This is a genomic window from Demequina activiva, from assembly GCF_016862815.1.
In the GTDB taxonomy this organism is placed as follows: domain Bacteria; phylum Actinomycetota; class Actinomycetes; order Actinomycetales; family Demequinaceae; genus Demequina; species Demequina activiva.
Genome location: NZ_BONR01000004.1, coordinates 81264 through 104951 on the forward strand (window position 1 = coordinate 81264; position 23688 = coordinate 104951).

The 23688-nt window shown below is 69.7% G+C and carries 18 protein-coding genes; 6 read left to right on the forward strand and 12 right to left on the reverse strand.

Annotation, left to right across the window (positions count from 1 at the left end):
• Window positions 1-52 precede the first annotated feature (52 nt).
• The gene (locus Dac01nite_RS09460) at window positions 53-6358 is read left to right on the forward strand and encodes a PQQ-dependent sugar dehydrogenase (RefSeq protein ID WP_203656311.1); all 6306 of its coding nucleotides are present in this window, start codon (window positions 53-55) and stop codon (window positions 6356-6358) included.
• A gap of 20 nt (window positions 6359-6378) precedes the next feature.
• On the opposite strand, the gene Dac01nite_RS09465 is transcribed toward Dac01nite_RS09460, so the two are convergent.
• The 4 genes from Dac01nite_RS09465 to murA are packed head-to-tail and all read right to left on the reverse strand — an operon-like array spanning window position 6379 to window position 10506.
• Window positions 6379-7479 carry a D-alanine--D-alanine ligase family protein gene (locus tag Dac01nite_RS09465; RefSeq protein WP_203656313.1) on the reverse strand — a complete coding sequence of 367 codons (1101 nt, stop codon included), beginning with the start codon at window positions 7477-7479 and terminating at the stop codon, window positions 6379-6381.
• 1 nt (window position 7480) lies between these two features.
• Complete coding sequence (locus Dac01nite_RS09470) at window positions 7481-8482, reverse strand: NAD(P)H-dependent glycerol-3-phosphate dehydrogenase (RefSeq protein ID WP_203656320.1); 1002 nt, start codon at window positions 8480-8482, stop codon at window positions 7481-7483.
• A complete protein-coding gene (locus Dac01nite_RS09475; protein WP_203656321.1) occupies window positions 8479-9192 on the reverse strand; it encodes a lysophospholipid acyltransferase family protein in 714 nt (237 codons plus the stop codon). The genes Dac01nite_RS09470 and Dac01nite_RS09475 overlap by 4 nt, the downstream gene beginning before the upstream one ends.
• Before the next feature lie 3 nt (window positions 9193-9195).
• Window positions 9196-10506, reverse strand: a complete 1311-nt coding sequence (gene murA / locus Dac01nite_RS09480) for a UDP-N-acetylglucosamine 1-carboxyvinyltransferase (RefSeq protein ID WP_203656325.1) — start codon at window positions 10504-10506, stop codon at window positions 9196-9198.
• Window positions 10507-10675: 169 nt separating this feature from the next.
• On the opposite strand from murA, the gene Dac01nite_RS09485 reads away from it, so the two are divergent.
• Complete coding sequence (locus Dac01nite_RS09485; RefSeq protein ID WP_203656327.1) at window positions 10676-11557, forward strand: PfkB family carbohydrate kinase; 882 nt, start codon at window positions 10676-10678, stop codon at window positions 11555-11557.
• Here the strand turns inward: Dac01nite_RS09485 and Dac01nite_RS09490 are convergent, their stop codons facing one another.
• From Dac01nite_RS09490 to leuC, 4 genes are read right to left on the reverse strand one after another with little or no spacing between them, the layout of a single operon-like run.
• On the reverse strand, window positions 11558-12406 hold the full coding sequence (locus Dac01nite_RS09490) for a CPBP family glutamic-type intramembrane protease (RefSeq protein WP_203656329.1): 849 nt from the start codon (window positions 12404-12406) through the stop codon (window positions 11558-11560).
• A gap of 34 nt (window positions 12407-12440) precedes the next feature.
• A complete protein-coding gene (locus Dac01nite_RS09495; protein WP_203656330.1) occupies window positions 12441-13814 on the reverse strand; it encodes an MATE family efflux transporter in 1374 nt (457 codons plus the stop codon).
• 3 nt (window positions 13815-13817) lie between these two features.
• Entirely contained in the window at window positions 13818-14456 is a 639-nt protein-coding gene (gene leuD, locus Dac01nite_RS09500; protein WP_203656331.1) for a 3-isopropylmalate dehydratase small subunit, read from the reverse strand.
• Window positions 14457-14467: 11 nt separating this feature from the next.
• A complete protein-coding gene (leuC, locus tag Dac01nite_RS09505; protein WP_203656332.1) occupies window positions 14468-15901 on the reverse strand; it encodes a 3-isopropylmalate dehydratase large subunit in 1434 nt (477 codons plus the stop codon).
• Between the two features lie 50 nt (window positions 15902-15951).
• On the opposite strand from leuC, the gene Dac01nite_RS09510 reads away from it, so the two are divergent.
• The 4 genes from Dac01nite_RS09510 to add all read left to right on the forward strand — a co-directional run bounded on the left by Dac01nite_RS09510 (window position 15952) and on the right by add (window position 21849).
• On the forward strand, window positions 15952-16671 hold the full coding sequence (locus tag Dac01nite_RS09510) for an IclR family transcriptional regulator (RefSeq protein WP_203656333.1): 720 nt from the start codon (window positions 15952-15954) through the stop codon (window positions 16669-16671).
• A 195-nt stretch (window positions 16672-16866) separates the two neighbouring features.
• Window positions 16867-17418: an NADPH-dependent FMN reductase family protein gene (locus Dac01nite_RS09515; protein WP_203656334.1), complete on the forward strand. Its 552-nt coding sequence runs from the start codon at window positions 16867-16869 to the stop codon at window positions 17416-17418.
• A gap of 201 nt (window positions 17419-17619) precedes the next feature.
• Entirely contained in the window at window positions 17620-20661 is a 3042-nt protein-coding gene (locus Dac01nite_RS09520; RefSeq protein WP_203656335.1) for a glycoside hydrolase family 9 protein, read from the forward strand.
• A 120-nt stretch (window positions 20662-20781) separates the two neighbouring features.
• On the forward strand, window positions 20782-21849 hold the full coding sequence (add, locus tag Dac01nite_RS09525; RefSeq protein WP_203656337.1) for an adenosine deaminase: 1068 nt from the start codon (window positions 20782-20784) through the stop codon (window positions 21847-21849).
• A gap of 7 nt (window positions 21850-21856) precedes the next feature.
• On the opposite strand, the gene Dac01nite_RS09530 is transcribed toward add, so the two are convergent.
• From Dac01nite_RS09530 to Dac01nite_RS09545, 4 genes are read right to left on the reverse strand one after another with little or no spacing between them, the layout of a single operon-like run.
• On the reverse strand, window positions 21857-22225 hold the full coding sequence (locus Dac01nite_RS09530) for a roadblock/LC7 domain-containing protein (protein WP_275404546.1): 369 nt from the start codon (window positions 22223-22225) through the stop codon (window positions 21857-21859).
• Window positions 22222-22602, reverse strand: coding sequence for a roadblock/LC7 domain-containing protein (locus Dac01nite_RS09535; RefSeq protein ID WP_203656344.1), 381 nt, complete (start codon window positions 22600-22602; stop codon window positions 22222-22224). The genes Dac01nite_RS09530 and Dac01nite_RS09535 overlap by 4 nt, the downstream gene beginning before the upstream one ends.
• Window positions 22599-23156 carry a GTP-binding protein gene (locus Dac01nite_RS09540; RefSeq protein ID WP_203656346.1) on the reverse strand — a complete coding sequence of 186 codons (558 nt, stop codon included), beginning with the start codon at window positions 23154-23156 and terminating at the stop codon, window positions 22599-22601. Before Dac01nite_RS09540 ends, Dac01nite_RS09535 begins: the two co-directional genes overlap by 4 nt.
• Window positions 23157-23209: 53 nt before the next feature.
• Window positions 23210-23575: a hypothetical protein gene (locus Dac01nite_RS09545; protein WP_203656347.1), complete on the reverse strand. Its 366-nt coding sequence runs from the start codon at window positions 23573-23575 to the stop codon at window positions 23210-23212.
• Between the last annotated feature and the right edge of the window lie 113 nt (window positions 23576-23688).

Here is a 23688-nt window from a genome sequence, read left to right on the forward strand (position 1 = left end):
TATGCGCTCAAGTCATGTGTGACTTTATTCACTCGGCTCCGGGGGGGAATCGATGGCAGTCTTTGGTGCGCGCTCGCGCGCAGAGCGGATCAACCAGACAGGCGCCGGGGGGCGGCGACTGCTCTCCATCGCGCTCGTGCTCGCGGTGCTGGCGCCCGTCGCCGTGTTCTCCCCGCAGTCTGCCGATGCCGCAGAGAGCGATCCGCTGTCACTCGAGGGCTTCTCCGACGAGGCGGTGCTGACGACCGGACTGAATCAGCCCATCTCGCTGGACTTCCTCCCCGATGGCCGCATGCTGGTGCTCGAGAAGGGCGGCCAGATCAAGATCGGCAACCCGGCGACTGTGCCCATGGTCACCGAGGTCTACCTGACGCTCCAGGACATCACCATCAACGCTGAGCGCGGACTCATCGACATCGCCATCTCCCCCGACTTCGCCTCCACCGGGGAGTTCTTCCTCTACTACACCCCGACATCCACGCAGCGAGCGCGCATCGCGCGCTTCGACCATGTCGAGAACACGGGCGGCACCACCAGCCGTGGCGACCTGAGCTCGGAGTTCGTGGTGTGGGAGGACACGACTGGCTACACGAGCTGCTGCCACTACGGCGGTGGGCTCGACTTCGGACCTGACGGCAACCTCTGGCTCACCGTCGGCGACAAGTTCGTGGGCGATCGAGCGGCGGACCTGCAGGACGCGAGCGGCTCCGTGATTCGCGTGGAGCCGGACGGAGACGTGCCCCCGGACAACCCGTTCGCGGACGGCGCCGGCGGCGTCCACCCGTACATCTGGGCCTACGGGCTGCGCAACCCGTTCCGCGCGTCGTGGGACCTCGAGACCAACCGATTCTTCATCGGCGAGGTAGGCGGCAATGACATCCCGGAGTCGTGGGAGGACCTGCACATCGCCAAGTACGACCCGGCCTACAGCGGTCTCGACTACGGCTGGCCAGGCTGCGAGGGACCCTATCCCTACACGGACTTCCCCGAGTGCGGGATCGAGGATGGCGACCTCGCGGAGCCCATCTTCGCCTACCCGCACTCAGGCCAGGCTCGGAACAATGCCTCGATCACGGGCGGCTTCGTCTACCGCGGCAACCAGTTCCCCGCTGAGTGGGACGGGGTGTACTTCTACGGCGACTACGCCCGCAACTTCATCCGCTACCTGCGCTTCGACGAGACCGGAGAGACGGTCACCGGGGACTTCCCCTTCAAGTCGTCTGAGCAGCTGCCAGGCGGAACGCACACGATCGTGTCGCTCGCCGAGGGCGCGGACGGCGCGCTGTACTACGCGATGATCGCGAGCGGCCAGATCCGTCGCATCGTCTACGAAGGTGGCAACCAGGCGCCGACGATCACCTCGGCGCAGCCGGACGCCACCACCGGGCCCACCCCGCTCACGGTGAACTTCGCGGCGTCCGCGACGGATCCCGAAGGCGACCCCATCTCCTACACCTGGCACTTCGGGGACGGGACCACAGCGACGGGCGCGACCGCGCAGCACACCTACACCACGGAGGGGCAGTACGAGGCCTATGTCAGCGTCTCAGACGGCAGCCATACTGTGGTCTCGGACTCTGAGCTCATCCAGGCGGGCGTGGTGCCGGAGGTGGAGATCACCTCGCCGGTCGACGGTGCGCTGTTCCGTGCCGGCGACACGATCCAGGTGGAGGGCGTCGCGACCGATGACGGCCCGCTGGACCCCGAGGACTACTCCTGGACGCTGCAGTTCGGCCACGACAACCACTTCCACCCGGCTGATGTGATCCCGAACGGACCCACGGGATCCTTCGAGATCGGCACCAGCGGCCACGATTACAGCAACGACACGTGGTACGAGCTCACGCTCGAGGTGGCCGACTCCAGCGGGCTGGTCGGCACGGACACGGTGCAGGTGCGGCCCGACAAGGTCGAGCTCACCGTCGCGACCCAGCCCGCGGGGCTGATCACGCACCTCGACAGCATCCCTCACGAGGCGCCATGGGTGCACGACACGCTGATCGGCTTCGAGCACACGATCAGCGCGCGCTCGCCCCAATGCCTCGACGGTGACTCCTACGTCTTCGACAGCTGGTCCGACGGCGGCGACCAGACTCACACCTACACGGTGGGCGACGCCGACGCGACCGTGACGGCGGTCTTCGTCCAGAACGGGGTCTGCGCCGCTCCAGTCCCGGACGGCCTCGTCATGCGGCTCCAGGGCGACCAGGGCGTCTCCACCAGCGGCAGCGCGGTCACCGGATGGAACGACCTGAGCCCGTCCGGCAACGGACTCGGAGTGATCACGGGATCCCCCACCGTGGTGCCGAGCGCGCTCTCCGGACACGACGTCGTGAGCTTCGACGGCGTCGACGACGTGCTGGGCCGCTCGTTCTTCTCCGGCCTGCCCACCGGGGACGACGACCGCTCGGTGTTCGCGGTGGTCAAGTACGACGGCGGCTCCGCCTTCGGCGGCTGGGCCGGCTTCACCTACGGCAGCCCCTACACGAACCAGGCCTGGGGACCGGTGCGCACCGCGAGCGGCACCCTCGGAATCCAGGGCTGGGGCTCCGGCAACGACGCCGACTCCGGTGCCCCGGCAGACGGCGGGGGATGGCTCGTCCAGTCCATCGTCAAGTCCGGCTCGGGCTACGTCCACTACAAGGACGGCGTCCCCATCGGCTCGGGCTCGCACGTCTACAACACCGCCCAGGGCATCATCCGGCTGGGCGGGGAGCTCAACGGCAACCGCAGGATCGACATGGACGTCGCCGAGATCCTGGTCTACGACCGCGCGCTGGTCGACGCGGAACGGGACCAGGTCGAGGCGTACCTCCGGCAGCAGTACTTCGAGGGCGCGACCGTTCCCCCGTCGGTGACGCTGACGTCGCCCACGTCCGGCGAGACCGTGAGGGACTCGAACGTCGACGTCACATGGACCACCAGCGGCGATCTCGCTCCCGGTGATCACGTGCACCTCACACTCGACGGGGGCAGTCATGTCACCGTTGCGGCGGGCGCCCAGACCCACACCTTCACCGACGTGGCGGATGGCGGGCACGTGGTGGAGGCCACGATCGCGAGCTCCGCCCACGAGGTCTACGCCCACCCCGAGGCGACCGACTCGGTGAGCTTCACCGTCGACACCCAGCCGGTCTCGAGCGACCTGCCGCTCGACGGCCTCGTGATGCACGTGGAGTCCGACCTGAACGTCATCATGGATGGCTCGAACTCGGTGGGTGGGTGGCTGGACCAGTCCGGCCGTGGCAACGACTTCGCAGACGCCTTCGGCGCCCCGGCGTTCGCTGCTGCGACCACGCCCAGCGGGCTCCCGGCCGTCTCCTTCGACGGTGCCGACGACGCTCTCGAACGCGGCGGCGGCCTCAACGGCATGCCCCTCGGCAACAGCGATCGCACCGTCCTCACCGTGGTCGACTACCACTCGAATGGGTGGGGTGGGTTCAGCTGGGGCGTCAACGCCTGCGGCAAGACGTACGGCAACGTGGTGTCCAAGGACGGCGACCTCGCGGTCCAGGGCTGGTGCGCGGACGCCGACTCCAACATCGACGCCAACGGCGCGGGCTGGCTGGTGCAGGGCAGCGTCTACGACGGCGGCCAGCTGACGCAGTACCGCAATGGCTCCACCATCGCTTCGAAGGCGGCGGCCTTCAACACCGCGGCGGATCGCATCACGCTCGGCCGTGAGATCGACGGAGCGCCGTACGTCGACATCGACGTCGCGGCGATCCTCGTGTACGACCGCGCGCTGAGCTCGGCCGAGTTCGACCAGGCCTCCGCGTACCTGGACAGCAAGTACCTGTCCGGGACCGTCGAGGACGTCCCGCCGTCCGCGCCAGGGGGGTTGAGCGCCGTCGGCGGCGACGGCCAGGTCGCGCTGTCCTGGACCGCGTCGACCGACCTCAACGGCGACCTCGCCGGCTACCAGGTGTTCCGCTCCACCTCGGCCGGTGCGATCGACCCCAGCTCCGACACTCCCCTGGCCACGGCCACCGGAACGTCCTTCACCGACGGCACCGTCACCAACGGCACCGAGTACTTCTATCTCGTCACCGCGATCGACGACGCAGGGCTGCAGTCCGCCGCCTCCAACGAGGTCGCCGCGACGCCCGCGGTGCCCGTTCCTGACACCACCCCACCAGCGGCGCCCACCGGGCTGTCCGCCACCGCCGGCGACAGCACCGTCACGCTGACCTGGGACGCTCAGTCCGAGCCCGATCTCGCCGGCTACCAGGTGTTCCGTGCCACCACGGCGGGCGCGATCGACACCGAGGCCGACGCCCCCGTCGCCACGGTCACGCAGACCGAGTACGTCGATGACACCGTCACGAATGGCACTGGGTACTTCTACGCCGTCACCGCGATCGACGAGTCCGACAACGCCTCCGCGGCATCGACGGAGGCCTCCGCGACCCCGCAGGCCGCCCCCAGCGACTGCTCGGCGCCCTTCGGTGGCGACACCACTCTGTGCCTGGAGGCGGACACCGGGGTCGTGGGAGGCGGCACCGTGACCGGCTGGAACGACATGTCCCCGGAGGGCAACGACCTCACCGCCACCGGCGACCCGACGTTGACCACCACCCCCAGCGGCGCCCCCGCCATCGCGTTCGACGGGGACGGCGACGCGCTGGAGCGCCTGGGCAACCTGGCCATGCCCCAAGAGGACGGCGCTCGCACCGTCGTCACCGTGGTCAACTACGACTCCAACGGCTGGGGCGGGTTCTCCTGGGGCAAGAACGGCTGCGACGACACCTTTGGCGTCGGCGTCGCCAAGGACGGCGACCTGGGCCTGCAGGGCTGGTGCACGGATTTCGACTCCGATGTCGACGGCACCGGCACGGGCTGGATGACCCAAACCATCACCTACGGCGACGACACCTTCGTGCACTACCGCGACGGTGTCGAGATCGACACCGGCACCCGCCATCTCACGACCGGCACCGCCCGCATTCGCCTGGGCGCGGAGATCGACGGCGCACCGTTCCTCGACATGGACACCGCAGCCGTGCTGGTCTACGACCGCGTGCTGACGGACGAGCAGCTCGACCAGGTGGAGGCCTATCTCGACGTCAAGTACGTGACGGGCGTGGTGGAGGATGTGGCGCCGGCGGTGCCCGGCGCGCTCGACGCGGCAGCCGGAGATGGTCAGATCGAGCTGTCCTGGACCGCGTCGACCGACCCCCACGGAGACCTTGCCGGCTACCAGGTGTTCCGCTCCACCACGGCGGGCGCGATCGACACCGCTGCGGACACTCCGTTGGCCACCGTCACTGGCACGAGCTTCGTCGACGACACCGTCACCAATGGCACCGAGTACTTCTACGCCGTCACCGCCTTCGACGACGCCGGACTGCAGTCCAACCCTTCCAACGAGGCTTCCGCGACCCCGGACGTCATCGTTCCCGACACGACCCCACCAGCGGCGCCCACCGGGCTGGCTGCCACCGCCGGCGACAGCACCATCACGCTGGCCTGGGATGCTCAATCCGAGCCCGATCTCGCCGGCTACCAGGTGTTCCGTGCCACCACGGCAGGAGCGATCGACACCGAGGCCGACGCCCCCGTCGCCACGGGTACGGAGGCCACCTTCGTCGACGACGCCCTGACCAACGGCACCGAGTACTTCTACGCCGTCACGGCGATCGACGACTCCGACAACGCCTCCACCGCCTCGACCGAGGCCTCCGCCACACCCCAGGCCGCCCCCAGCGATTGCTCCGCACCCTTCGGCGCCGCCACCACCCTGTGCCTCGAAGCCGACACCGGCGTCGCCGGCTCGGGCACCGTCGCCGGCTGGACCGACATGTCCGACGCCGGCAACGACCTCACCGCCACCGGCGACCCGACGTTGACCACCACCCCCAGCGGCGCGCCCGCCATCGCGTTCGACGGGGACGGCGACGCGCTGGAGCGCCTGGGCAACCTGGCCATGCCCACCGGCAACGCGGACCGCACCGTCGTCACGGTCGTCAACTACGACTCCAACGGCTGGGGCGGGTTCTCCTGGGGCAAGAACGGCTGCGACGACACCTTCGGCGTGGGTGTCGCCAAGGACGGCGACCTGGGCCTGCAGGGGTGGTGCACCGACTTCGACTCAGGAGTCGACGGCACCGGCACGGGCTGGATGATCCAGTCCATCACCTACGGAGACGACACCTTCGTGCACTACCGCGACGGCGTCGAGATCGACACCGGCACCCGTGCGTTCACCACCGGCACCACGCGGATCCGCCTGGGCGCGGAGATCGACGGCTCGCCGTTCCTCGACATGGACACCGCAGCCGTGCTCGTCTACGACCGCGAGCTGAGCGCCTCGGAGCACCAGGCGGTGCTGAGCTACCTGCAGGCGAAGTACTTCTAGGCCTACGTGCGCGCCGGCCGTCAGCGCAGGCCGGTGGACCGCGCGAGCGCGCCCTGGAGCAGCGCCTCGACGAGAGCCGGATAGGCGAGACCGGCTGCAGCCCACATGCGCGGGTACATGCTCGTCGACGTGAATCCCGGCATGGTGTTGATCTCGTTCACCGTCACCGTGCCGTCCTCGCCCACGAACACGTCGACGCGCGCGAGCGACTCCGCTCCCACGGCCCGGAACGCGCGCACGGCGATGTCCGACACCACGGTCGCGACATCGTCCGGCAGTTCGGTGGGGCACCGCAGGTCCACCGCGGCCTCGTCGAAGTACTTCGCGTCGAAGTCGTAGAAGTCGTGGTCGCCGCGCGTGACGATCTCGCCCGCTGGCGACGCCACGATGCCGTCCGGCGTCGACAGCACCGCCGTCTCGATCTCGCGTCCCACGACGGCACGCTCGATCAGGACCTTGGGATCGTGCTTGACCGCCGCGGCCAGTGCGGTGTCCAGCGCACTCCAGTCGGTGACCTTGGTGATGCCCATGCTCGATCCCGCGCGCGCGGGCTTGACGAACACCGGAAGCCCCAGACCCTCGAGCTCGGCCCGGCGCGCATCGGCGCTCTCTCCCGGCTGGAGGACCACGTCGGGAGTGACGGGCAGGCCGGCTCCTCGCAGCGCGGTCTTCATGTACTGCTTGTCCATGCCGATCGCAGACGCGAGCACGCCCGCGCCCACGTAGCGCACATCGACCAGCTCGAGAGCGCCCTGGATGGTGCCGTCCTCGCCAAAGGGTCCGTGCAGCAGCGGGAACACCACGTCGACGTCCGCGAGCGGCTCGACGGACCCGTCCGCGCCAAGTACTCGCCACGTGCGCTCGGCCGCGTCGCGCGGAGGCAGCACGGTGCGCTCATCGTGCGCGACGTGAGGCAGGGCGCCATCACGCAGCAGCCACTGCTCGGCGGCTGCGGAGACCGGGACCCATCGGCCCTGGTCCGTGATGCCCACCGCGACCACGTTCCAGCGCGTCCGGTCGATCGCGCCCAGCACTCCCCCGGCCGTGGCGCAGGAGACCCCATGCTCCGACGATCGCCCGCCGAACACGACGGCGACGGTGGGCTTGCCTGCTCCGTCCACGCTAGGTCAGCTCCGCCTTGCGCGGCCGCGACAGCAGCTGCGTGAGGAGCTCCTTGATGGGCTCGCCGCGGTGGAGCATCGCGACCACGGCGTCACAGATGGGCACGTCCACGTCATGCTCCCGTGCGAGCTCCTGGATCGACAGCGATGTCTGCACTCCCTCGGCCGTGCCGCCGGTGCGCTCGATCGCCTCCTCGAGGCTCAGGCCACGACCGATGTGCGCGCCCAAGGTGTGGTTGCGTGACAGCGGCGACGCGCAGGTCGCGATCAGGTCGCCCATCCCGGCCAGCCCGGAGAACGTGTCCGGGTGCGCTCCGAGCGCCACGCCCAGACGAGTGATCTCCGCCAGTCCTCGCGTGATCACCGTCGCGGTGGTGTTGTGGCCGAAGCCCAGCCCATCCGTGACTCCCACGCCCACGGCGATGACGTTCTTGAACGCGCCGCACAGCTCGACGCCCACGACGTCGGGGTTCGTGTAGGGCCGGAAGTAGGAGGACGCCGTCGCTGCGGCCAGCATCTCCGCGGCGCTCGAGTCCGTGCCGGCTACCACGGTCGCGGTGGGCTGCTTGACGGCGATCTCGCGTGCCAGGTTGGGGCCCGACACCACCAGGGTGCGTTCGGCGGACAGCTCCCACACGTCCCGCAGGACGTCGCTCATGCGCGCATGGGTGCCGACCTCGATGCCCTTCATGAGCGACGCGACCACCGCCCCATCCGGCACGGCGTCGGCCAACGGACCGATGATCCCGCGCACCTTCTGCGCGGGCAGCGCGACCGCGACCACGTCCACTCCCGACAGCGCCTCGCGCGCATCGGCGGTGGCATGGATGCCCTCGGGAAGGTCCATCCCGGGCAGGAATCGCTCGTTGCGTCGCTCGGCGTTGATCTGCGCTGCGACGTCCTCGTCGCGGCCCCACAGGGCGACCTCGGTGCCGGCATCGGCGAGGACCGCGGCGAACGTGGTTCCCCAGGCGCCGGCACCCAGCACGGCCGCCCGCGTCATCGGCCGCCGCCCTCGCGCCGCGAGTCCCACGGCTTCGCGGGCGCCTTCTCGCCACGGATCTCCTCGAGCATGGAAGTCAGCGTAGCCATGATCCTGTCGGTCGCCGAGCGCAGCACCTGGATGTCGAGGTCACGTCCACGGAACTCCTCGAGATCGACGGGCGGACCGGCCATCACCGTCACCGTCTTGCGCGGGAACAGGTTGACCTTCTTCGAGTACGGCGGGAGCAGCTCGTGCGCGCCCCATTGGGCGACGGGGATCACCGGCACGTCGTTCTCGAGAGCCATGCGCGCGGCGCCCGTGCGCGCCACCATGGGCCACAGCTCGGGATCGCGGGTGAGAGTGCCCTCGGGGAACACGGCGATCGAGTCGCCGCGGCGCAGCAGCGTGACCGCCGCGTCGACCGCGTCCCGCGCCCGCGCGCTGCCGCGATGCACGGGCACCTGATCGAGGCCCTGGAGAGCGCGGCCGGCCACGGGGATGTCGAAGAGCGAGGCCTTCGCAAGGAAGTGGGGCGCGAAGCCGTGGTCGTACAGGAAGTGCGCGAAGGTGAAGGGATCGGCGTACGAGGCATGGTTGGAGACAGCGATGAAGCCGCGGTCCGTGGGCAGGTGCTCGGCACCTGACCACACGCGCCGCGTGACGGCGAGCAGAGGGGGCTTGACGAGGACCGCGGCAGCGCGGAAGCCCCCGGGAATCCTGGGCGCCATGGCCTACTCGACCGCTGCGCCGAGCGCGGCGAGCTTGTCGCGGAAGGACTCGTAGCCGCGGTCGATGATCCCGATCCCGGACACGGTCGAGGTGCCCTCGGCCGCCAGCGCGGCGATCAGGTGCGAGAAGCCTCCGCGCAGGTCCGGCACCTCGATGTCCGCCGCCTTCAGCGGGGTGGGGCCGGAGATCACGGCGCTGTGCAGGAAGTTGCGCTGACCGAACCGGCACTGGTTGTCGCCCAGGCACTCGCGGTACAGCTGCACGTGCGCCCCCATCTTGACGAGCGCCTCGGTGAAGCCGAACCGGTTCTCGTAGACGGTCTCGTGCACGATCGACAGGCCCTTGGCCTGGGTGAGCGCGACCACCAGCGGCTGCTGCCAGTCCGTCATGAAGGCGGGGTGCACGTCCGTCTGCAACGGGATCGAGTTGAGGTCGCCGCCGGGGTGCCAGAACCGGATGCCCTGCTGGGTCACCTCGAACTCGCCGCCCACCTTCCGGAAGACGTTGAGGAACATGCCCATGGTGCGCTGCTGAGCGCCGTGCACCAGGATGTCCCCGCCGGTCGCGAGAGCCGCCGATGCCCACGAACCCACCTCGATGCGGTCGGCGAGCGAGGTGTGGTCGTAGCCGCCCAGTCGCTCGACGCCCTCGATCGTGATGGACCGGTCCGTGTCGACGGAGATGATCGCGCCCATCTTCTGCAGCGTGTCGATGAGGTCCTTGATCTCGGGCTCGACGGCGGCGTTGTCCAGCCGCGTGATTCCCTGTGCGAGCACGGCCGTGAGCAGCAGCTGCTCGGTCGCGCCCACCGACGGGTAGTCCAGGGTGTGCTTGATGCCGTGCAGGCCGTCCGGGGCGGTCAGGTGCAGGCCGTCGCCGGCCTGCTGCACCTGCGCGCCGAACTTGCGGAGGATCTCGAGGTGGAAGTCGATGGGCCGGTCACCGATCCGGCACCCTCCCAGGTCGGGGATGACCGCCTCGCCCAGGCGGTGCAGCAGCGGCCCGCACAGCAGGATGGGGATGCGGCTCGAGCCCGCGTGCGTCGCGATCTGCAGCGCATCGGCGGACTGCAGCTGCGACGTGTCCGCGTGCAGCACACCGCTCTCGACGTCGTAGTCGACGGCCGCGCCGTGCAGGCGCAGCAGCTCGGAGACGACGTTGACGTCCCGGATGTCAGGCACGTTGCGTAGCGTCGACGGGGTCGAGCCCAGCAACGCGGCGACCATGGCCTTCGACACGAAGTTCTTGGCGCCGCGCACGCTGATCTCGCCGCGCAGGGGCACACCGCCGTGCACACGAATGGAATCGGTCATGGGGACCATCTTCCCCCATGCGCGCCTGAGAGCCCGCATTCGCGCCCCGGCCGCCCCCGTGCCCCGCACCTGCCGCCCCGACGTCGCCCAACGTAGGCACGTCATGCTCGTGCGCTGAGCGCGACCGCGCTCGACGAGGCACGTCATGCTCACGTGCCACGATGTCCTCATGCCATCGTCCGCACCTCGCGCCCTGTTCGCAGGCCTGACCACGCTGGACGTGATCCAGCAGGTGGAGCGCCTTCCCGGTGCCAACGAGAAGGTCGTGGCGCTGGACTTCGCCGTCGCGGCCGGTGGCCCTGCCACGAACGCCGCCGTCGCGTTCGCCCACCTCGGCGGATCGCCCACGCTGCACACGCGGCTGCCGGATCACCCGCTCTCGGGGATCATCCGCGCGGACCTCGCCGGGTGCGGCGTGGAGCTGGCGGACGCGGGAGGCGCCGACGGCGCACCCGTGACAGCGTCGATCCTGGTGACGCGCGGCACCGGCGAGAGGGCCGTGGTCTCCCCCAGCGCATCGGCGACTCGCGCCGATCGCCACGAGGTGGCGCCGCCGGCACTGGACGGCGTGCGCGCCGTCCTGGTCGACGGCTATCACCCCGAGATCGCCATCCCCCTCGCCCGTGCCGCGCGAGCATCGGCCATCCCCGTGCTGATGGACGCCGGGAGCCTCAAGCCGCACACGGAGCTCGTGGCGCGCGAATGCGATCTCGTGATCGCGTCCACGGACCTCTCTGCTCCAGGCGGCTCGAGCGATCCGGCGGATGTCTTCGCCTGGCTCGCGTCGCTGGGCGTCCAGCGCGCGGTCATCACCCGTGGTGAGAGGCCGCTGCTGTGGCACGTCCTCGGTGGCGGCGGGGAGGTCGCGGTCGAGCCGGTCGACGCCGTCGACACGCTGGGAGCGGGAGACTTCTTCCACGGATCGCTCGCCTTCCGGATCGCCAGCCTGGGGCTGGACGATGCGCGCCTCGCCGAGGATCTCGCGTGGTCCGCCCGTGCGGTGGCCCCGGCCCTGGCGAGCTTCGGGACGCGCGAGTGGCTGAGCTCGTGACTACTGCCCGGGCACGGTGATGAAGATGTCGAACAGGTCCGGGTGGTGCGCATGCACGAGCACGGCGAACACGACGGCATCGAAGAGCAGGTGCACCGCGAGGACGTATGGCAGGGACTTGAACCGCGAGAAGATCCACGCCTGCACCAGAGCGAACGGGATGGTCAGCAGCGGGCCCCATTCGCGGTAGCCCAGCTCCCAGAGGAAGGACACGAACACGGTGGCCTGCAGCACGTTCGCGAGCCACATCGGGAAGTGACGCATGAGGAGGGCGAACACGGTGCAGATGAAGAACAGCTCGTCCCAGATCCCCACGGCGTTGACGCCCACGAATAGCCGGGCGATCTCGTTGGCGCCCGTGATCTCCGGCCAGTTCTGGTAGGCGCCGGAGCCGATGAAGTAGAACGGCAGGATCAGGTAGCCGGCGAGGATCACGACGCCCAGGTAGATCCACTGCGCCCGCGACCAGCGGCGCCCGGTGAACATGGGGAACTTCACCGCGTCATGCTTCAGCCAGTACCGAGCGAGAGCCCACGGCACCAGCACGGCGAGGCTCAGCGCGACGGCGAACTTCGCGATCCCTGAGTCGGACAGGTCCGCCTCGAGGGAGATCGCGGAGATGATGAGCTGGCCGGTCGCGATCAGCAGCAGGTCCTTCGCGAGAGCGCGGTCCACCGCGAAGGCGAGCGCAAGGCCCAGCACGAGCGGCAGATATCCCAGCGGGCGCACGTGGACGGCGAACAGCAGCACCGCGGCTCCGCACACGAGTGCGGCCGCGCCGACCCTCGCCACGGTCAGAGCATCGGGTCCCAGACGCGGCACGGTAGGGGCGGGGGCCGATGCGCTCATCCCCTGAGCATGGCATGTCGCCGCGTGCGCGCGATCACGCCGCCCGGGCGACAGTGCTGGTCAGGCGCGAATACACGGCGCCGAGCGTCACCACCCTCACGACGTTGAGGGCCACGAAGGCCGTCCACACGGTGGCGTTGGTGAGCCCGCCCGGCTGCTGAGTGCCCCACAGGATCACCGGCACGAACACTCCGAGCACGGACAGCGCCATCGCGCCCAGCATCAGGGGCGACTGACCCGCGCCCAGGAACACGCCATCGAGCCAATACGCACCCCAGGAGAGCACGGGCAGCAGCGCGATCCACGGCCAGTACTCGAGCGCCGTCGACTGCACGCCAGGCAGGTCCGTCAGCGCGTCGAGGATCCCGGAACGCGCGAACCAGTAGGCGCAGCTCAGGATCACCCCGATGGCGGCCATGGGTATCGCGGTGGCGATCACGGCGGCGTGGAACTGCGGCACCTCCCCCGCCCCAGCCGCATGCGCGACCAGCGTCTCCGCCGCGTTCGCGTAGCCGTCGAGCGCGTAGGACGCGACGTGCATCATCTGCAGCATGATCGCGTTGGCGGCCAGCACCTCGGGCCCGAAGTGCGCGCCGATCGAGGCGACGAACGTCACGACCCCGGTGAGCAGGGCGGTGCGCGCCATGAGTGCGCCATTGAAGCGCAGCAGGGCGTTCCAGCCGGTGCGCAGCGTCGCGTCGCGCCAGTCCCGAACGGTCGCGCGCTGCCGCGCGTCGAGGTGACGCCACAACATCGCGACCGCGAGAGCGGCGCCTATCCATTCGGAGCCGAAGGTCCCCCATGCGGCGCCGGCGGCGCCCATGCCGAAGCCGCCCACGAGCAGCAGGTCGAGGACGATGTTCGCGACCGCCTGGGTCGAGGCGATCAGCAGTGGGATGCGCGTGTTCTTGGCGCCGATGAAGTATCCGGTCACCACGAGCGTGACCAGCAGCGCGGGCAGGGACAGGCCGCGGATGAGCGTGTAGGCCAGTGCCGCGTCGCGAGCGGGGCCGTCGGGGGCGAGCAGGTGAAGGATGCCCGGCACGAGCACCCACATCAGGACGAGCCAGGCTGCCGCCATCGCACCGGCGAGTGCCGCGGCGCGCTGGATATGCCTCACCGCTCCGGCGCGGTCGCCGCGACCGAGCGAGCGCCCCACGAGAGACGTGGTTCCCACGCGCAGGAACGAGAAGATCCAGAAGAGCGTGGAGATCACTGCCGCGCCGAGTCCCACCGCTCCGAGGTCCGTCGCGGTGGCGAAGTGACCGAGCGCCGCGGTGTCGACCAGGCCAGCGAGGGGCACGGCCACGTTGGACGCGATGGCCGGCACCGCGAGAGCGGCGGCCGCCCGGTGCGGCAGGTGCCGGGCGATGCGGCGCCGCTGGGCGGCCGCCTCGCCGTCAGCCATGGACTACTGCACCGGCCTGGCGGCCTCGATCTCGACCTTGGGCTCCGTCTTGGCGGGAAGCGTGGTGGGACGCCACGAGCCGCGGGTGGCCTCGAAGTCGGTGATGGCCTGCTCGTTCTGGAGCGTCAGCCCGATGTCGTCGAGGCCCTCCATCAGGCGCCACCGCACGTAGTCGTCGATCTCGAAGGGGACCGTGAGCTCGCCGCAGGTGACCGTGCGGTCCTCGAGCGAGACGGTGATCTCCTTGCCGGGCTCGGTCTCGAGCAGCTTCCACAGCAGCTCGATGTTCTCCTGGCTCACGACGCCCGCGACCAGACCCTGCTTGCCGGAGTTGCCGCGGAAGATGTCCGCGAAGCGGCTGGCCAGCACCACCTTGAAGCCGTAGTCCTTGAGCGCCCACACGGCGTGCTCGCGCGAGGAGCCGGTCCCGAAGTCCGGTCCGGCCACCAGCACCGAGCCGTGGGTGTACGCGGGCTGGTTGAGGATGAAGTCCTCATCACCGCGCCAGGCGGCGAACAGCGCGTCCTCGAAGCCCGTGCGGGTGACGCGCTTAAGGTAGACGGCGGGGATGATCTGGTCCGTGTCGACGTTGGAGCGGCGCAGCGGGACGCCCACTCCGGTGTGGGTGGTGATCTTCTCCATGGCGGCTCTCCTTACGCGGAGGCGCCGACGAGGACGTCGGCACCTTCCAGGTCTGCGGGGCTGGACAGGGTGCCGCGCACGGCGGTGGCGGCGGCGACCAGCGGGGACACCAGGTGGGTGCGTCCGCCCTTGCCCTGGCGTCCCTCGAAGTTGCGGTTGGACGTGGACGCGCTGCGCTCCTGCGGGGCGAGCTGGTCCGGGTTCATGCCCAGGCACATGGAGCAGCCGGCGTTGCGCCACTCGGCTCCGAAGTCGATGAAGACCTGGTCCAGGCCCTCCGCCTCCGCCTGCAGGCGCACGCGAGCGGATCCCGGCACCACCAGGAAGCGAGTGTTCGGCGCCTTGGTCCGGCCCTGAATGATCGCCGCGGCGGCGCGCAGGTCCTCGATGCGACCGTTGGTGCACGAGCCCAGGAAGACCGTGTCGATCGGGATCTCCTTGAAGGGCGTGCCCGGGGTCAGCCCCATGTACTTCAGGGCGTTGATGGCGGCCTCGCGCTCGTCCGCGTCCGCGATGTCATCGGGGTTGGGCACGGTGGCGCTGAGCGGCAGGCCCTGGCCGGGGTTGGTGCCCCAGGTGACGAAGGGCTCGAGGTCCGCAGCGTTGAGGTTGACCTCGGCATCGAACGTCGCGTCCTCGTCGGTGACGAGCGTCTTCCAGTACTCGACGGCCTCATCCCAGTCCGCGCCCTCAGGAGCGTGCGGGCGTCCCTTGACGTACTCGAACGTGGTCTCGTCAGGGGCGATCAGGCCCGCACGGGCACCCGCCTCGATGGACATGTTGCAGATGGTCATGCGCGCTTCCATCGAGAGCGACCGGATGGCCTCCCCGCGGTACTCGAGCACGTAGCCCTGGCCGCCGCCGGTGCCGATCTTGGCGATCACCGCGAGGATGATGTCCTTCGCCGTGGTGCCCTCGGGGAGCTCGCCGTCGACGTTGATGGCCATGGTCTTGAACGCCTTGAGCGGCAGGGTCTGAGTGGCGAGCACATGCTCGACCTCGGAGGTGCCGATGCCGAACGCGAGCGCTCCGAAGGCGCCGTGGGTCGACGTGTGGGAGTCGCCGCACACCACGGTCATGCCCGGCATGGTGAGACCCAGCTGGGGGCCCACCACGTGGACCACGCCCTGGTCCGCGTCACCCAACGAGTGGATGCGGATGCCGAACTCCTCGGCGTTCTTGCGCAGCGTGTCGATCTGGGTGCGGCTGGTGAGGTCCGCGATGGGCTTGTCGATGTCCAGCGTGGGGGTGTTGTGGTCCTCGGTCGCGATGGTGAGGTCAGGGCGACGCACCTGGCGGCCGGCCAGTCGCAGCCCCTCGAAGGCCTGGGGGCTGGTCACCTCGTGGCACATGTGCAGGTCGATGTAGATGAGGTCCGGCGCGCCGTCCTCGCCCTCGTGGACTAGGTGGCTGGACCACAGCTTCTCCGCCAGGGTGGTTCCCATGTCTACCTCCAAGATGGACATCTCACATTTTGAGACGCTAGTATCGCTCTATGGACAATCATAGCGGCGTCGGTGTCATTGACAAGACCGCGGCCATCCTCGGCGCCCTCGAGAAGGGCCCGGCCACGCTGGCCGAGCTCGTCTCCACCACCCATCTTGCGCGACCCACGGTGCACAGGCTCGCCCTGGCGCTCGAGCACCACCACCTCGTGGGCCGGGACACCACCGGCGCGTTCATCCTGGGACGGCGCTTCTCCGAGCTCGCAGCGACCGTGGGCGAGGACCGGCTGGTCTCCGCCGCACTGCCCGTGCTCACCACCCTTCGCGACCGCACCGGCGAGTCCAGCCAGCTGTACCGGCCGCACGGGGACCAGCGCATCTGCATCGCCGCCGTGGACCGACCGGTGGGGCTGCGCGATTCGATCCCGGTGGGCACCACCATGACGATGGCCGCCGGCTCCGCCGCCAAGGTGCTCCTCGCATGGGAGGAGCCCGCTCGCATGCATCAGGCGCTGGCGCACGCCACCTTCACGGCAGCCGACCTCGACAGCGTGCGAGCATCCGGCTATGCCGAGAGCGCCGGCGAGCGCGAGGCCGGGGTGTCCTCCGTCTCCGCACCCGTATGGGGAACCGGGGGCACGGTCATCGCGGCGGTGTCCATCTCCGGGCCGATCGAGCGCCTCACGTCCCACCCGGCCGGCGCCCACGCCGCAGCCGTCACCGACGCCGCTCGTCAGCTGAGCGACGTGTTGCGGCGCACCGAGCACTGACCGCCTCCCCCTCCTTCCCGTGAGATGGGCGTCGAGCCCACGGCCTGGGACACAAAGCGGTGCGTGAGCGCCCCTCTCACGCTGGGCGCGGCGCGGCTGAGCGAGCGGGGGCACGGACGCCGCGGACCCTCCCACCGTGGCCGGCGGGACCTTGGTCCCTCGCGCGCACGCACGCGCGGGCGTAGACCGGGTGTCATGGACGCCGTGGTCGTGTACGAGTCGATGTGGGGCAACACATCGACCGTCGCACGCGCCATCGCGGCCGGCCTGGGCAGGGGAACGCAAGCGCTCGCGACGGATGCCGCCACCCCCGCGGCGATCGGGTCATGCCGGCTGGTCGTCGCTGGTGCCCCTGTCCACGCCATGGGCCTTCCGACCGACACCACGCGCGCATCGGCAGCGGCCAAGCGCCAGGGCGTCGATGGGCTGAGTGCCGACCTGGGACATCCGCCGCTGCGCGACTGGCTGGAGGGACTGGCCGCGGGGCCGCGCCTGTACGCGGCGTTCGAGACGCGGATTCGAGGCCCCTTGGGCCGTGGCGCCGTGCGTGGGATCGCCCGCGCCTTCGAGGAGGCCGGCTGGGCGGCGCTGGACGAGCCGCGCGGCTTCACCGTCGCGCTGACCACACGCTCCGCCGAGCCCGCCGCCCTGCTGCTGCCTGGCCAGGAGGAGGCCGCGCACCGCTGGGGCGAGCACCTCCGCCACCTGCTGGTGGAGGCCGAGGCGGAGGCCGCATCGCCCTCCTGAGCACCTGTCCCGCAGCGCTGTGCACGATCTCAGCCGCTGGCATCCGCCCAGGCAGAACGCCGACTTCGCGATGTGAACGTTCCACGGCTCGCGGCTCGAAACGATTCTTGCTACGTTCCGTACACACGCATCGAAGCGTTTCGCGCTCGAGCGCCAGCTGAGGGGCATGGCAGCGACAACGATGGCTCAAAGGAGAGCACCGTGGCACACCTTCCCTGGCGACGCGCGTCCGCAGCAGCGGCCACCGCAGCCTTGATCGCCCTCGCGGCATCAACACCGGCATCAGCAGATCTTCCCCCCACAGACTTCGAGGACGGCAACGGCGGCTTCTGGGGCTGGGGCGTGGGCGGCGGCGAGGGCGGCCAACCCTATGTCGACAGTGGCATGCTGTGCGGCGACAGCACGGGCGCCGGCCTCTACAACGGCGGCATCGGCAACGACAGCTTCACCATCGCGGCCGGCGACAACGTGCTGACGATGACGATCCACGCCGACGGTCCCGTTCCCGTGCAGCTGTCCGGCCCCACTGACGCCGACCAGCACGTGAGCCAGGAGATCGATGTCGACGGCACCGCCGAGGTGTCGATCCCCTTTACGGTCGACGCCGACGTCGACCCGGCCAAGCTCATCGTCTTCGTGGGCGAGGCAAGCGACGGGCCACGCACGGTGTGCATCGACGACGTATCGGTCGCATCGGCCGGGATCGAGCAGGTGGTCAATGGCACGTTCGACGACGGCCTGAACGGCTGGACTGCCTACGGCTTCGTCGATGGCACCGCTCGCGTCGAGGACGGCGTGTTCTGCGCCACGGTCCCGGCGGGCACCACCAACCCCTGGGACGCCGCGATCTACCAGGACCTGTCGCTGGTGGCGGGCGACTACGCGTTCAGCTTCGATGCCAAGGCTGCTGGCCCCGTGCGTGCGATCGTCCAGCAGGAGGGCGGCGCGTACGCCTCCTACGGGGAGATCGCCGCCGGAAACCTCGACGAGTGGACTCGCTACGAGACGGGCCACCAGGCCAATGCCGACCCCGTGGATCCCCGCCTGGGCTTCCAGGTGGGAGGAGCGGCCTTCGAGTGGGAGTTCTGCCTGGACAACGCGTCCTACCTGGGCGGCGTGGCCGTCGAGCCATACGAGCCGGAGACCGGCCCCCGCGTCCGCGTCAACCAGGTGGGATATCTCACCCATGGCCCCAAGGAGGCGACCCTCGTCACCGAGGCGACCGACCCGGTTCCCTGGGAGCTGGTGAGCGAGGGCTCGGCAGTCGCATCAGGCGACACCTCGCCCCTGGGGACTGACGCATCGGCTGGGCTCAACGTGCACGGGATCGACTTCTCCTCCGTGACCGCAGCCGGCACCTACACACTCGTCGCCGACGGCGAGGAGTCCTACGAGTTCGAGATCGGGACCGATGCATACCAGCAGCTGAGGTACGACGCGCTGAACTACTTCTATCTGGCGCGCTCCGGCATCGAGATCGACGGTGACATCGTGGGAGACGAGTACGCTCGCGCAGCCGGCCATGTGTCCTCGCCCGCGGACGGCGTCGCGAACAAGGGCGACCTCGACGTTCCTTGCCAGAACGCAGCCGATGCGGCGGCGGTCTACACGGACGGCTACGGCTGGGAGGGCTGCGACTACACCCTCGACGTCGTGGGCGGCTGGTACGACGCGGGCGACCACGGCAAGTACGTGGTCAACGGCGGCATCGCGACCGCGCAGCTGCTGGGCACCTACGAGCGCACCAAGACGGCGGCGGCTGCGGACGCTGGCGCCCTCGGCGATTCGACCCTGAACCTGCCGGAGACCGGCAACGAGGTGCCCGACGTCCTCGATGAGGCCCGCTGGCAGCTCGAGTTCATGATGTCGATGCAGGTGCCCGAGGGCGCCCAGTTCGCGGGGATGGTGCACCACAAGATCCACGACGACGGCTGGACGGGGCTGCCGCTGATGCCGGTCAACGATCCTCAGGTGCGCGAGCTGCACCGTCCGTCGACGGCGGCGACGCTCAACCTGGCGGCGACCGCCGCGCAGGGTGCGCGCCTGTTCGCCCCGTACGACGAGGACTTCTCAGCGGAGCTGCTCGCGACGGCACGCTCGACGTGGGACGCGGCGCTCGGCACTCCGGATCTGTACGCTCCGGTCGCAGACGGCGCGGACGGCGGCGGGCCGTACGACGACGACGACGTCTCCGACGAGTTCTACTGGGCCGCGGCGGAGCTGTTCCTCACTACGGGCGAACAGGAGTTCGAGGACTTCCTGGCCGGCTCCGACGTCGACGGCGCGGACGACGTCGCGGACGGCTTCTACTGGGGCTCGCTCGCCGCGCTCGCGAAGATCGACCTTGCGACGGTGCCGAACGACTACGCCCACCGGGCGGACATCATCGATCAGGTGATCGCCGGTGCCGACGAGCTGCTCGCCACCCAGCAGGGTCAGGAGTTCGGCCTCGCCCTCGCGGACGACGGCTTCGAGTGGGGCTCGAACTCCGCGGTGCTCAACAACCAGGTGATCCTGGGCACCGCGTTCGACCTCACGGGAGACACCGCGTACGCGGACGCAGTGGTCGAGTCGATGGACTACCTGTTGGGCCGCAATGCGCTCAACTGGTCGTACATCACGGACTACGGCGAGGTCACCAGCCAGAACCAGCACAGCCGCTGGTTCGCGAACCAGCTCAACGCGGCGCTTCCGAACCCACCGTCGGGCTCGGTGGCTGGTGGACCCAACGCCGACTACGGCACCTGGGATCCCACCATCTCGGGCCTCTACCCCGACCGGGACTGCGCGCCGCAGTGGTGCTACGTGGATCACATCCAGTCGTGGTCGACCAACGAGATCACCGTGAACTGGAACTCCGCGCTGAGCTGGGTGGCATCGTGGATGGCGGACCATGGCCAGGCAGCGACCGTCGTCGAGCCGTGTTCCGTGTCGTACACCGTCCACGGCTCGTGGCCTCGGGGCTACAACACGCAGATCTGGATCGAGAACACCTCGGCCGAGCGCATCGAAGGCTGGGAGCTGACGTGGGCGTATCCGGCCGACGACTCCGTCTCGAAGCAGGCGTGGAGCGCCGACTGGAGCCAGGACGGCGCATGGGTGAGTGCCGAGGGCAAGAGGTGGAACGGCGTCCTCAAGCCGGGCCAGCGCACCACCATCGGCTTCATCGGCGAGCCGGGAACCTTGGCCGATGCACCACCTGAGCAGTTCTGGCTGAACGGCCAGCCCTGCACCACCGGCTGACACGGCGGACCAGGACCGGGCCCGGCGCGTGGGCATCACGCGCCGGGCCCGTCTGCGCGCGCACCACGACGGCAACACCTCCGTCATGGCGCCGCAACGTCCCTGCTGTTGAGTGAGGGCATGGACCTCGACACGTACCTGCGCCTGCTGCCCAAGACCGAGCTGCACTGCCATTTCGCGTCCACCATGGACGCCGCGCGCCTGATCTCGCTGGCTGACCGCGAGGGCGTCGAGCTGCCCACCACCGACCCGCAGGCTCTGTTCGACTACGAGGATCTGGCGGACTTCCTGGTGGCCTTTCGTGCCGCCCATCGCGTCATGACTCATCCTCAGGACTTCGCACAGGTCGCCTACGACGGCGTGCGGGCCGCAGTCGCCTCCGGGGCTCTGCGCTACCGGGAGTACGCGATCAACCCCCAGTACTTCGCGCCGCGAGGGTTGGCGTACCGCACGGTCCTGGAGCCGATCATCGACGGCCTGCGCGCCGCGGAGGCTGACCTCGGCGTGGGCTTCCGGATCGTGGTTGCGATCAGTCGACACGAGAGCCCCGCCTCCGCCGTGGAGCTGGTCGAGACGGTGCTCGCGCACCCGCTTCCCGAGGTCGCGGCCATCGGCCAGGACGACCTCACGCCCCAGCTCACGGAGGATCCGGGTCGCTTTCACGAGGCATACGCGCTCGCCCGAGCCGGGGGGCTGCGCACCACGGCGCACGCCGGCGAGAGACATCTGGACAGCGCCGAGAACGTGCGCGTCGCCATGGACGTGCTCGAGGTGGACCGCGTGGACCACGGATACATGATCGTGGAGGACCACGATCTCACCGCCCGGGCACGCGACCGGCAGATTCCCTTCGCATGCACACCCATCTCCACGACGATCTGCTCCGGCTGGACGATCGACTCCGAGCACCGGATTCGCCGCATGATCGACGCGGGCCTCAACGTCTCCTTCTCGACGGACGATGCGCTGTTCTTCCGCACGGACGTCGGCCGCGAGTTCCGGGAGGCGCTGCCTGCGCTCGGACTGGGTGCGGCGGACGCGAGGCGCATCGCGATGGCCGGGATCGACGGAGCGTTCTGCGATGACGATCAGAAGGCTCGACTGCGCGCGCAGTTCAGCGGCGAGATGGCCGCGCTCGACGCCGCGCTCGACGACAGTGACGAGGACGTCGACGCCCTCGCGCGGTGATCGCCGCTCAGAAGGTCAGACCCTCGTCTGCGATCGCGCGACTCACACGGCGCACCTCGCGGTAGACGCCGTTGCCCGGCTCTCCCGCATCTGCCAGGACCACGAGCAGCAGATCGTCGCTCACCGCACGGGTGATGACCTGACGCGAGGTGCCGTAGATCACGGAGCCCTCGGTCTCGTCGAGACCGAGGCTCTGGGCCACGAGGCCTGCGACGCCCGCGAGCGTCGCGGCGGCGGCAGCCCCTCTCTCGCGGTCCTCGAGCCGCGCGTCGTCGTAGTGGGCGAGGCCGTCCGCGCCTGCGAAGATCACTCGGTGCACGCCAGGATGCTCGTGCAGCTCACGGGCGAACGCGGCGCACCTGTCGCGAGCGATCACGTGGTGCGCGCCATTCCTGACAGCGCCCGCAGGCGTTCCGCCTCGACCAGCACTGCCTCGCCAGCGGCGAGCGGGTCGCCCTCCGGGTCGAGGATCACGGCCAGCACGTGCCCTGCGTCGACGGCGGCGAACACGATGGTCCCGTCCTCGCCCACGGTCATGGATGCACGCGCCGCGCCCAGGCCGAACGCGGCCGTCGCGGTCGCGGCCAGACCCAGGAGCGCTGCGGTGAGCGCGGCTCCTCCGTCGCGCTCCTTGAGCGGGACGTCGTCGTAAAGCGCGATGCCGTCCGTGCGGGCGATGATCACGCGGGTGATGCCGTGCACCTCCTGCCGCAGACGCGCGGCGGAGATCAGCCCGTGCTTGGGGACGATCATGAGCCCGCCACCCCCGCTCCGACGACGGTCCGGGACTCGATGTCGCCCAGGAGCTGTGCGAGCACCGCATGAGCCTGGTCCGTGCTGCGGGGGTCACACGCGACGATCCGGTCGCTCGGCACTCCCACGAACGATGCCAGCTGCTCACGGCTCACCTGCGCCGGATCCCAGCGGTTGGCCGCGAGGATGAACGGCGCGTTCGGCGCGAACTCGGCGAACCGTCGCACGATGGACTTGAGCTGTGCCTGGGCCTGGAGGCGACTCGCGTCCACGAGGAGCACGTAGCCAGCCATGCCTTGGGCGAGCATGGGCCACATGAAGCTGAAGCGCTCCTGCCCGGGCGTGCCGAACAGGGTGATCAACTGCTCGCCGGAATCCGCCGCGATGCGGGCGGTGCCGTGGTCCATCGCGACGGTGGTCTGCTCCTTGAGCCGCGACGTCGCGTCGGTGACGGCGCGCTCGGCGCCGATCGCATCGGAGCACGCGGTGGTGACGAAGGTGGTCTTCCCCGAACCGAACGGCCCGGCGACCACGAGTTTGAGGATGTCTGCCATGTGAGCGGACCTCCCGAGCGGACGACCATAGTCGTCCGCGTCGGAGAGGTGAGCTAGATCGAGAGCGCCTGCTCGACGGACTGCAGCTGACGGCGCGCCATGGCCAGGTTCGCACGGTCGCGCTGCAGCACCAGGTAGATGAACAGTCCGTGACCCGAGGGCGACGTCACCAGGCGGATGAGGTGGAACTGCTTGCCCAGCGTGATGAGGATGTCCTCGATCTTGTCGTCGAGCCCGAGCGAGTCCATCACGCGCATCTTGGAGCGGACGACCTCGGTGTTGCCCGCCGCAGCGAGGTCAAGGTCGACTCCGCCACCGGCAGTGGCGAGCGTCATGCCCGAGTCGTAGTCGACCAGAGCGGCCGCCGTGGCGCCCTCGATCGTCATCACGGTGGCCATGGTCTCGTTGGCGTTTGCCATAGTTGTCCCTCCCAGGGATCGACGGCCCTCAGTCCGTCGTTCGTCGTGCTGTGTGAGCGCTTCGCGGATGCGTGCGCAAAGGCGAAGAGGCCCCTCCCTGTGGAGGGACCTCC